This window comes from Kosakonia sp. CCTCC M2018092 (assembly GCF_003864115.1).
Classification (GTDB): domain Bacteria; phylum Pseudomonadota; class Gammaproteobacteria; order Enterobacterales; family Enterobacteriaceae; genus Kosakonia; species Kosakonia cowanii.
The window spans coordinates 3,941,846-3,953,496 of the sequence record NZ_CP034225.1 but is presented as its reverse complement, the minus strand read 5'-3'; the positions used below and the strand labels follow the sequence as shown (position 1 = coordinate 3,953,496).

The following is an 11,651-nucleotide window of genomic DNA, read 5'->3' as shown; positions in this document are numbered from 1 at the left end:
GTGGCTTTACGCTGGCAAACGGTCTGAGACTAACTTACTCGCCTTTGCAACGCTAGTTTTAATCCTGCCCGCGTTCGAGCCAGAAGGAGAGCCTGCGCCTGTGCACGGCATAGAATGACGGGTATGATAAAGCAAATTTTAGCCGACGGCATGACGATTTGGGGAGTATATGCAGTATTGGGGGAAAGTGGTTGGAGTGGTCGTTGCCCTTTTCGTAGGCGGCGGCTTTTGGGGCGCCGTGCTGGGGCTGATTATTGGGCATCTTTTTGACAAATCGCGCAGCCGTAAAATGGCGTGGTTTGCCAACCAGCGCGAGCGCCAGACGCTCTTTTTTGCCACCACCTTTGAGGTGATGGGGCATTTAACCAAATCGAAGGGGCGCGTAACGGAAGCGGATATTCAGGTCGCGACCCTGTTTATGGATCGTCTGAACCTGCACGGCGAGTCGCGCACCGCGGCGCAGCACGCTTTTCGCGTCGGCAAAACGGATAACTACCCGTTACGCGACAAGATGCGTCAGTTTCGCAGCGTCTGTTTTGGCCGCTTTGATTTGATTAGGATGTTTCTGGAAATTCAAATCCAGGCCGCGTTTGCTGACGGTACGCTCCACCCGAGCGAACGCCAGGTGCTTTACGTCATCGCCGAAGAGCTGGGCATCTCTCGCCAGCAGTTCGATCAGTTCCTGCTGATGATGCAGGGCGGGGCGCAGTTTGGCGGCGGCTTTAACAACTCGCAGCAGCAGGCGGGCGGTGGCGGATGGCAGCAGTCGCAACGCGGCCCAACGCTGGAAGATGCCTGCAACGTGCTGGGGGTGAAAGCCACCGACGATGCGACAACCATTAAACGCGCTTATCGCCGCTTAATGGGCGAGCATCACCCGGACAAGCTGGTGGCGAAAGGATTACCGCCGGAGATGATGGAGATGGCGAAGCAGAAAGCGCAGGACATCCAGAAAGCCTACGAACTGATTCGCGAACAGAAAGGGTTTCGCTAATAAAAACGTCCCCGACCGCAAGATCGGGGCGCGTTCTCAAAAATCCACCGGTGCCTTAAACGTCATGCTGTTGCCAAACGCCGGATGGGTAATCGTCAAGATTTCGGCATGGAGCTGTAAACGCGGTGCCATCGCCAGCGCTTCCGGTGTCGCATAAAAGCGGTCACCAAGGATCGGATGACCCAGCGCCAGCATATGCACCCGCAGCTGGTGCGAGCGGCCGGTGATCGGCTTCAGGCGCACCCGCGCGCTGCCATCTTCGTCATACGACAGCACTTCATACTCCGTCTGCGCCGCTTTGCCGGTTTCAAAACAGACCTTCTGCTTTGGCCGGTTAGGCCAGTCGCAAATCAGCGGCAGATCCACCAGCCCTTCCGATTTTTCCGGGTGCCCCCAGACGCGCGCCAGGTACTGCTTTTTCGGCTCGCGTTCGCGGAACTGGCGTTTCAGCTCGCGCTCGGCCGCTTTGGTGAGTGCCACCACTATCACGCCGCTGGTAGCCATATCCAGCCGGTGCACCGATTCCGCCAGCGGATAGTCGCGCTGAATGCGCGTCATTACGCTGTCTTTGTGCTCATCAAGACGCCCCGGCACCGACAACAAGCCGCTGGGCTTGTTGACGACCATAATGTGCTCATCCTGATAGAGAATGACCAGCCAGGGATCCTGCGGCGGGTTGTAGGGCTCCATCACCATTGCGGGCTCCGTTATTGATGCGTGACGACAATCAGACGCAGCGCGTCCAGACGCCAGCTGGCCTGCGCCAGGCTCTCCATCACCTGCAGCCGGTTGCTCTCGATCGCTTCCAGTTCGTCATCACGAATGTTCGGGTTGACGGCTTTCAGCGCTTCGAGACGCGCCAGCTCTGCAGAGAGCTTCTCATCGGCTTCGCGGCGCGCAGCGTCAATCAGCGCCTTCGCGGCATCAGCCACCTGGGCTTCACCTTTTTGCAGGATGGTATGCACTTCCTGCTGTACGGCGTTCACCAGTTTGCTGCCGGTGTGGCGGTTGACCGCGCTCAGCTGACGGTTAAAGGTTTCAAACTCCACCTGTGCAGCGAGGTTGTTACCGTTTTTATCCACCAGCAGACGGATCGGCGTCGACGGCAGGAAGCGGTTAAGCTGCAGCTGCTTCGGTGCCTGCGCTTCAACTACGTAGATCAGTTCTACCAGCAGCGTGCCGACCGGTAAGGCTTTGTTCTTCAGCAGCGAAATGGTGCTGCTGCCGGTATCGCCGGAGAGGATCAGATCCAGACCGTTGCGGATGATCGGGTGCTCCCAGGTGACAAACTGCGCATCTTCGCGCGACAGCGCCACATCACGCTCAAAGGTGATGGTGCAGCCATCTTCCGGCAAGCCCGGGAAGTCCGGCACCAGCATATGATCCGACGGCGTCAGGACGATCATGTTCTCGCCGCGATCGTCCTGGTTAATGCCGACAATATCAAACAGGTTCATGGCGAAGGCGATAAGCGCGGTGTCATCATCCTGTTCGGCGATGCTGTCAGCCAGCGCCTGCGCTTTCTCGCCGCCGTTGGAGTGGATCTCCAGCAGGCGGTCGCGGCCCTGCTCCAGCTGCGCTTTCAGCTCATCATGCTGCGCGCGGCAGGCTTTAATCAGATCGTCAAAACCGTCGGTGTTTTCCGGCGCGGCGAGGTAGTTAATCAGCTCGCCGTGCACGCTGTCATAGATGGCGCGGCCGGTCGGGCAGGTGTGTTCAAACGCGTCCAGCCCTTCGTGATACCAGCGCACCAGCACCGACTGCGCGGTTTTTTCAAGATATGGCACGTGGATCTGAATGTCGTGCGCCTGGCCAATACGATCCAGACGGCCAATACGCTGCTCGAGCAGATCCGGGTTGAAGGGCAGGTCGAACATCACCAGATGGCTGGCGAACTGGAAGTTACGCCCTTCAGAACCGATTTCGGAGCAGAGCAGCACCTGCGCGCCGCTATCCTCTTCCGAGAACCACGCCGCCGCGCGGTCGCGTTCAATAATCGACATCCCTTCATGAAACACCGCTGCGCGGATACCTTCGCGCTCGCGCAGAACCTGCTCCAGCTGCAGCGCGGTCGCCGCTTTGGCGCAGATCACCAGCACCTTCTGCGAACGGTGGCTGGTAAGGTAGCCCATCAGCCACTCGACGCGCGGATCGAAGTTCCACCAGGTGCCGCTGTCGCCTTCAAACTCCTGGTAGATCTGCTCCGGGTAGAGCATGTCGCGGGCGCGCTCTTCCTGGCTTTTACGCGCACCCATAATGCCGGAGACTTTAATGGCCGTCTGGTACTGGGTCGGCAGCGGCAGTTTAATCGTGTGCAGTTCGCGTTTCGGGAAGCCTTTCACCCCGTTACGGGTGTTACGGAACAGCACGCGGCTGGTGCCGTGGCGATCCATCAGCATGGCGATCAGCTCCTGGCGCGCATCGGCCGCGCCGTCGCGATCGCTGTTCGCGGTTTGCAGCAGCGGCTCGATATCCTGCTCGCCCACCAGCTCGCTCAGCATATTGAGATCGTCATTGCTCAGGCGTTCGCCCGCCAGCAGCAGCGCGACGGCGTCGGCTACCGGGCGGTAATTTTGCTGCTCTTCAACAAACTGGGCAAAATCATGGAAACGGTTCGGGTCGAGCAGGCGCAGACGCGCAAAATGGCTCTCCATACCGAGCTGTTCCGGCGTTGCGGTCAGCAGCAGAATGCCCGGCACGCGCTCGGCCAGCTGTTCAATGGCGAGATATTCGCGGCTCGCCTCTTTTTCGCTCCACACCAGATGGTGCGCCTCATCGACCACCAGCAGATCCCACTCGGCATCGCACAGGTGTTCGAGACGCTGCTTGCTGCGGCGCACGAAATCAAGGGAGCAGATCACCAGCTGTTCAGTCTCAAAAGGATTATCGCTATCGTGCTGCGCTTCGGCGTAACGATCGTCATCAAACAGCGCAAAGCGCAGGTTGAAGCGGCGCAGCATCTCAACCAGCCACTGGTGTTGCAGGGTTTCCGGCACCACGATCAGCACGCGCTCGGCGGCACCCGCCAGCAACTGCTGATGCAGGATCATCCCGGCTTCAATAGTTTTGCCCAGCCCCACTTCATCGGCCAGCAGCACGCGCGGCGCATGGCGGCGGCCCACGTCGTGGGCAATGTGCAGCTGGTGCGGAATCAGGTTCGTACGCTGCCCGCGCAGGCCGCTCCACGGCATGCGGTACTGCTCACTCTGGTATTTCCGCGCGCGGTAGCGCAGCGCGAAACGGTCCATGCGATCAATCTGCCCGGCGAAAAGACGATCCTGCGGCTTGCTGAACACCAGCTTGCTGTCGAGCAGCACTTCACGCAGCACCACGTTGCTCTCCCCGGTATCAAGACGCGTACCGGTATAGGCGAGCAGACCGTTCTCTTCGTTGACTTCATCGATGGTGAGCTGCCAGCCGTCGTGACTGGTAATGGTGTCACCGGGATTGAACATGACGCGCGTGACGGGAGAGTCGCTGCGGGCATACAAGCGATTTTCACCGGTGGCGGGGAAAAGCAGGGTGACCGTGCGCGCGTCCATCGCAACGACAGTACCAAGTCCAAGCTCGCTTTCCGTATCGCTGATCCAGCGTTGACCAAGTGTAAAGGGCATAAATGAACTCTAATCTCTAATTGCAGGCAATAGTTCGTCACCGCCTGGCGACAGGCGGGCGGATAAATTTGGGGCCAGAAAAAGGAAGGGCGCTATGGTACTGGAACCAACTTCGTTCGTATAGACCGATTCGTGCAGCATCACGGTCAGAATAGTCCCAGCTGCCCTGTCATCAGTGTAGCAAAGTCATCGTCAAGGAAAGGGAGGATCCCATCGGCGACCGGCTGCAACTGCTTCGTTAAATAGTGATCGTAATCGAGCGGCGAGCGCTGGTAATCGACCGGTTCCGGGCCACTGGTGGTCCAGAGATACTTAATGGTGCCGCGGTTCTGGTACTGCGGCGCCCGCCCGCGCTTCTGGTTCTCTTCGTCGGCAAGCCGCGCGGCACGCACGTGCGGCGGCACATTACGCTCATACTCCGCCAGCGGGCGGCGCAGGCGCTTGCGGTAGACCAGCTGCGCATCCAGCTCGCCCGCCATCAGGCTGGCGATGGTCTCGCGGATATAATCCTGGTACGGCTCGTTGCGAAAGATACGCAGATAGAGCGACTGCTGGAACTGCTGCGCCAGCGGCGTCCAGTCGGTGCGCACCGTCTCAAGTCCCTTAAACACCATGCGCTGCGTGTCGCCCTCCTGGATCATCCCGGCGTAGCGCTTTTTACTCCCCTGATCCGTACCGCGAATGGTCGGCATCAGAAAGCGGCAAAAATGGGTTTCGAACTCCAGCTCCAGCGCGCTCTCCAGCCCCTGCTGTTGCAGGTGCGCCGTCCACCAGCGGTTAACCGTTTCGACCAGATGCTGGCCAATTTTCGCCGCCGCCTCTTCGCTGTGTGCATGCTTAAGCCAGACGAAGGTGGAGTCCGTATCGCCATAGATCACGTCATAGCCTTCGGCTTCGATCAGCGCTTTGGTTTGCAGCATGATCTGGTGCCCGCGCATGGTGATCGACGAGGCCAATCTCGGATCAAAAAAGCGGCAGGCGGTGGTGCCGAGCACGCCGTAGAAGGCGTTCATAATGATCTTCAGCGCCTGCGACAGCGGCTTATTGCCCTGCCGTTTGGCCTCATCGCGCCCGTGCCAGATCTGCCCGACAATCTCCGGCAGGCAGTGCTTCTCGCGCGAAAACCACGCGCCGAGAAAACCTTCCGTGCTGTGCGCCGCATCCGGCTGCGCTAACCCCTCAATCAGACCGACGGGATCGATAAGAAAGGTGCGGATGATCGACGGATAGAGGCTTTTGTAATCGAGCACCAGCACCGAATCATAGAGGCCAGGACGCGAGTCCATCACATAGCCGCCGGGGCTGGCCTGCGGTGCGACATCGCCGAGATTGGGGGCCACGTAACCGGCGCGGTGCATGCGCGGAAAATAGAGATGGCTAAAGGCGGCAACCGAGCCGCCGTGGCGGTCGGCGGGCAGGCCGTTGACCGTCGCACGCTCCAGCAAAAAGGGCATAATCTCCGTTTTGTGGAAGATACGTGTCACCAGCTCGCAATCCTTCAGGTTATAGGTAGCGAGCGCCGGCTTATCTTCGGCGAAGCGGCGGTTAATCTCATCCATGCGATCCCACGGGTTGTCGATCGCTTTGCCCTCGCCAAGCAGCTCGCGCGATACCGATTCCAGCGAGAAGGAGGAGAAGCTCCAGAAGGCGGACTTCAGCGCGTCGATGCCGTCGATTATCAAGCGGCCCGGTGCCTGGGCAAAGAAGACGCCGTTTTTAAAGCCGTGCTCGCGCCACTCCAGCTCGCTGCCGTTGCGCCCGAGAGTTAGCGGCACGCGGTAGCGCTCGGCGCTCTTTTGCAGCACTTTCAAATCAAACTGCACCACGTTCCAGCCAATCAGCACATCGGGATCGTGCTCGGCAAACCAGGCGTTAAGCTTCTCCAGCAGCTGCGGGCGGCTGGCGACATAGATAAGATCGAAATCGAGCCCCTGCGCATCGCCATTCTCCGGGCCGAGCATATAGACCGTGCGCTGGCCGCAGCCCTCAAGGCCGATGCAGTAAAGCTCACCGTGGCGGGTGGTTTCAATATCCAGCGACACCCACTTCAGCGGCGGGCGATAGTGCGGGCTCGGCTTCAGGCGTGCATTGACCAGCGCGTTGCCGCGCGGTTCGCCATCGACCCACACCGGAGCGGTGATAAAGCGCTCCATCAGATAGCGCTCCGGCGGGCGGACGTCACCTTCATAGACGGTAACACCGCCTTCGCGCAGCAGCTTCTCAAAACGCATTAATTGACGATGGGCGCGACAGTAGAGGCCCATTACGGGACGGCGGTGAAAATCATTGAGGGAGAGGGGCGTTAAGCGCCAGTTGTGCTCATCGCGCAGCAGCGCGCGGGCTTTGTCGGCCTGCTCTGCGGGAATAAAGGCAACTGACTCCTGCGGCGGCAGCACCGCGCGCAGCGGGCCGTTGTCAGTGGCGAGCCAGAGTTCGATCTCCGTCCCGTTGGGCGTATCCCGCCAGTGACGGGTTAAAATAAAGCCTTCTTGCGCCTGCGCCAAAGTTTGCTCTCACTCAACCAAAACCAGGCGAGATTATAGCCTGGTTCGGTAGGTGATGCTGTGGTTTTATACAGCTATTGCCCGTAATAGGCTTTCGCGCCGTGTTTACGTAAATAGTGCTTATCCAGCAGCGTTTGTTGCATAGCGGGCAGCTGCGGATTGAGCTGGCGGCTGAAGATGCCCATATAGGCCACCTCTTCCAGCACAATGGCGTTATGCACCGCGTCATCGGCATTTTTACCCCAGGCAAACGGCCCGTGAGAGTGCACCAGCACGCCGGGCATCTGTGCCGCGTCGATACCGTTTTTCTCGAAGGTTTCGACAATCACATTGCCGGTTTCCCACTCATATTCACCGTTGATCTCCTCATCACGCATTTTGCGGGTGCAGGGGATCTCGCCATAAAAGTAGTCGGCGTGGGTGGTGCCGGTCGCCGGAATGGGTTGCCCGGCCTGCGCCCAGATAGTGGCGTGGCGCGAATGGGTGTGGACAATGCCGCCAATGGTCGGAAACGCCTGGTAAAGCAAGCGGTGGGTAGGGGTGTCGGAAGAGGGCTTTTTCGTCCCTTCAACCACTTCGCCGGTGGCGATATCGACCACCACCATATCCTCGGCGGTCATCACGGTGTAGTCGACGCCGGAGGGTTTGATCACCAGCACGCCGCGGGTGCGGTCGACGGCGCTGACGTTGCCCCAGGTCAGGGTGACCAGATTATGTTTTGGCAGTGCCAGGTTAGCTTCCAGCACCTGCCGTTTGAGATCGTCGAGCATCGGTTTCTCCTGTATTGCCGGATGGCGCGTGGCTTATCCGGCCTACGGATTTGTGTCGTCTGTATTGCCGGATGGCGCTGTGCTTATCCGGCCTAAGGGTTCGTTTTGTCTGTATTGTCGGATGGCGCTGCGCTTATCCGGCCTACGGGTTCGTTTTGTCTGTATTGCCGGATGGCGCTGTGCTTATCCGGCCTACGGGTTCGTGTCGTCTGTATTGCCGGATGGCGCTGCATCTATCCGGCCTACGGGTTCGTTTTGTCTGTATTGCCGGATGGCGCTGCGCTTATCCGGCCTACGGGTTCGTGTCGTCTGTATTGCCGGATGACGCTGCATCTATCCGGCATATGGGTTTTGTAGGCCCGGTAAACGCAGTGCCACCGGGCATCGGCTTAGCGCTTAGAACCGTAATAGAGCTCGTTCCAGCGCAGCGCATCTTTAAACGCTGGCAGGCGGGTATCTTCATCAATCACCGTCAGCTCAATGCCGTGCAGCTCGCTGAACTGGCGCATATCATCAAGCGTCAGCGCCTGGCTAAAGACGGTATGGTGCGCGCCACCGGCGAGGATCCACGCTTCGGAGGCAGTATTGAGATCCGGCAGCGCTTTCCACAGGGCATTCGCCACCGGCAGATTCGGCAGATCGTGCGGCGTTTTCACCGCTTCAACACAGTTCACCAGCAGGCGGAAGCGATCGCCGAGATCGATCAGGCTGGCGTTGATCGCCGGTCCCGTTTTGGTGGAGAAGATCAGACGCGCCGGATCGGCCTTGCCACCGATGCCGAGATACTGCACGTCCAGCGTCGGTTTTTCGTCGAGAGCGATAGAGGGGCACACTTCCAGCATATGCGAGCCGAGCACCAGGTCGTTGCCATTCTCAAAGTGATAGGTGTAATCCTCCATAAAGGAGGTGCCGCCGTTCAGGCCGCCGGACATCACCTTCATAATGCGCAGCAGCGCTGCGGTCTTCCAGTCGCCTTCGCCGGCAAAGCCGTAGCCCTGCTGCATCAGGCGCTGTACCGCCAGGCCCGGCAGCTGTTTCAGGCCGTGCAGATCTTCAAAAGTGGTGGTGAAGGCGTGGAAGCCGCCCTCTTCTAAGAAGCGTTTCAGGCCAAGCTCGATACGCGCGGCATCAATTACGTTCTGGCGTTTATCGCCGTTCACCTGTGCCGCTGCGGTCAGGCGGTAGCTGCTCTCATACTCATCGACCAGCGCATTGATATCGCCGTCGCTCACCGCATTCACTACCTGCACCAGATCGCCGACGCCCCAGGTATTCACCGAGAAGCCAAACTTGATCTGCGCGGCCACTTTATCGCCGTCGGTTACCGCCACTTCGCGCATGTTGTCGCCAAAGCGCACCACTTTCAGGTGGCGGGTATCCTGTTTAGATACCGCCTGGCGCATCCACGCGCCGATGCGGGAGTGAGCCTGTTTATCCTGCCAGTGACCGGTTACCACGCTGTGCTGCTGGCGCATACGCGCGCCGATAAAGCCAAATTCACGGCCGCCGTGCGCGGTCTGATTGAGGTTCATAAAGTCCATATCAATGCTGTCCCACGGCAGGGAGGCATTGAACTGGGTATGGAACTGCAACAGCGGCTTGTTGAGGATAGAGAGGCCGTTGATCCACATTTTCGCCGGCGAGAAGGTGTGCAGCCACACCACCAGCCCGGCGCACTTCTCGTCATAGTTGGCATCGCGGCAGATGGCGGTGATCTCATCCGGCGTGGTTCCCAGCGGCTTCAGCGTCAGTTTGCAGGGCAGTTTCGCTTCTGCGTTGAGGGCGTTAACCACCTGCTCGGCATGATGCGTCACCTGCTTCAGGGCTTCCGGCCCGTACAGGTGCTGGCTGCCAATAACGAACCAAATTTCATACTTGTCGAAAATAGTCATGATCGTGTCCTTAATGGGTTAACGCGGCCGGCGAAACTGTCGCGGCTGAAGGGAGATAGTGCTGCTCGGCGCTGACGGCCCACTGCTGATAGCGACGATAGAGCCGTTCAAACTGCTGCGCCTGCGCTGAAGGCTGGAGCGTTTTCTCGATGGCGCTCGCCATCTTCTGCTGCGCAGCCGGGATATCGGCGTGTACTTCTGCGGCGACGGCGGCAAAGATGGCCGCGCCCAGCGCACAGCACTGTTCAGAGGCGACAACCTGCAACGGGCGGTTGAGCACATCGCAGCAGGCCTGCATCACGCCGAGGTTTTTACGTGCGATGCCGCCAAGTGCCATTACGTTGTCAACGGCAATACCCTGTTCGGTAAAGCACTCCATAATCGCGCGGGCACCGAAGGCGGTGGCGGCAATCAGTCCGCCGAACAGCGCCGGGGCGTCGGTGGCAAGATTCAGATCGGTGATCACCCCTTTCAGGCGCTGGTTAGCGTTTGGCGTGCGGCGGCCGTTGAACCAGTCGAGCACCACCGGCAGGTGATCGAGAGAGGGGTTTTTCACCCACGCGTCGGTAAGCGCTGGCAGCAGCTGTTTCTGGCTGGCTTTGATCTGCTCTTTCAGTTCCGGGTGCTGCTGCGCCAGCTGTTCCAGCGGCCAGCCGAGGATGCGGCCAAACCAGGCGTAGATATCGCCGAAGGCGGATTGCCCCGCTTCGAGGCCGATAAAGTCCGGTACCACGCTGCCATCCACCTGGCCGCAGATACCTTTCACCGCGCGGTCGCCAACGCTCTGTTTATCGGCGATAAGAATGTCGCAAGTGGAGGTGCCGATCACTTTCACCAGCGTATTGGGCTGTGCGCCCGCGCCAACGGCACCCATATGGCAGTCGAACGCGCCGCCGGAGATCACCACCGATTCAGGCAGCCCCAGGCGCTGCGCCCACTCGGCGGTCAGCGTGCCCACCGGGCGGTCGGCGGTAAAGGTTTCGGTAAAGAGCGGCCAGCGCAGGTGTTTATTGATAATCGGATCGAGTTCATCAAAGAAGGCGGCAGGCGGCAGACCGCCCCAGCTTTCATGCCACAGGGATTTATGCCCGGCGCTGCAACGCCCGCGGCGAATCGCTTCCGGGCGCGTGGTGCCGGAAAGGAGGGCAGGCACCCAGTCGCACAGCTCGATCCACGAGGCGGCGGCCTGCGCCACGGCGCTGTCGGCGCGGGTCACGTGCAGGATCTTTGCCCAGAACCATTCGCTGGAGTAGATGCCGCCAATGTAGCGCGAGTAGTCGGTTTTACCGGAGGTGTGGCACAAGCGGGTGATGGCTTCCGCCTCTTCCACGGCGGTGTGATCTTTCCACAACACGAACATGGCGTTCGGGTTGTCGGCAAACTCCGGACGCAGCGCCAGCACACGGCCTTCGGCATCAATCGGCGCCGGGGTGGAGCCGGTGCTGTCTACGCCAATGCCTTTGATCTCTGCGCGCTGGGCGTCGCTTAACTCTGCCAGCACGCTTTTGAGCGCCGCTTCCATCGATTCGATGTAATCGCGCGGGTGATGGCGAAACTGGTTATGCGGCGCGTCGCAATAACGGCCCTCCTGCCAGCGCGGATACCACTCGACGCTGGTGGCGATCTCCGCCCCGGATGTGCAGTCTACCGCCAGCGCACGTACTGAATCGCTGCCGAAATCGAGGCCAATCGTGATTGCCATGCTTAGTGCTCCATAAGAATAACCGTTAGAAAAACGATAGAGATCGGCGGCGAAAACCGTCAGGCAGGATTCGCTAATCTTATGGACGAAATTGCTATGGCATCGCAAAGTGTGACGCCGTGCAAAAATTCGATGTGGACATTTCTGTCGCCTTTATAGACACTTTCGTTATCCG

Annotated in this window: 7 protein-coding genes; 1 reads left to right on the top strand and 6 read right to left on the bottom strand. The window is 59.6% G+C overall.

The window, feature by feature from the left end:
* The first annotated feature begins 169 nt into the window (after positions 1-169).
* Positions 170-994 (top strand): co-chaperone DjlA, encoded by an 825-nt coding sequence (gene djlA, locus EH164_RS18730; protein WP_124969843.1) that lies wholly within the window; start codon positions 170-172, stop codon positions 992-994.
* Positions 995-1,030: 36 nt separating this feature from the next.
* On the opposite strand, the gene rluA is transcribed toward djlA, so the two are convergent.
* From rluA to araB, 6 genes are all read right to left on the bottom strand, one after another.
* Positions 1,031-1,690 carry a bifunctional tRNA pseudouridine(32) synthase/23S rRNA pseudouridine(746) synthase RluA gene (gene rluA / locus EH164_RS18725; RefSeq protein WP_124969840.1) on the bottom strand — a complete coding sequence of 220 codons (660 nt, stop codon included), beginning with the start codon at positions 1,688-1,690 and terminating at the stop codon, positions 1,031-1,033.
* 11 nt (positions 1,691-1,701) lie between these two features.
* Positions 1,702-4,608: an RNA polymerase-associated protein RapA gene (gene rapA / locus EH164_RS18720; RefSeq protein WP_124969837.1), complete on the bottom strand. Its 2,907-nt coding sequence runs from the start codon at positions 4,606-4,608 to the stop codon at positions 1,702-1,704.
* A gap of 146 nt (positions 4,609-4,754) precedes the next feature.
* Positions 4,755-7,112: a DNA polymerase II gene (polB, locus tag EH164_RS18715; protein WP_124969834.1), complete on the bottom strand. Its 2,358-nt coding sequence runs from the start codon at positions 7,110-7,112 to the stop codon at positions 4,755-4,757.
* Positions 7,113-7,186: 74 nt separating this feature from the next.
* Entirely contained in the window at positions 7,187-7,882 is a 696-nt protein-coding gene (araD, locus tag EH164_RS18710; protein WP_023480360.1) for an L-ribulose-5-phosphate 4-epimerase, read from the bottom strand.
* Positions 7,883-8,271: 389 nt separating this feature from the next.
* Positions 8,272-9,774 (bottom strand): L-arabinose isomerase, encoded by a 1,503-nt coding sequence (araA, locus tag EH164_RS18705; RefSeq protein ID WP_094419346.1) that lies wholly within the window; start codon positions 9,772-9,774, stop codon positions 8,272-8,274.
* 10 nt (positions 9,775-9,784) lie between these two features.
* Entirely contained in the window at positions 9,785-11,476 is a 1,692-nt protein-coding gene (gene araB, locus EH164_RS18700) for a ribulokinase (protein ID WP_054802795.1), read from the bottom strand.
* Between the last annotated feature and the right edge of the window lie 175 nt (positions 11,477-11,651).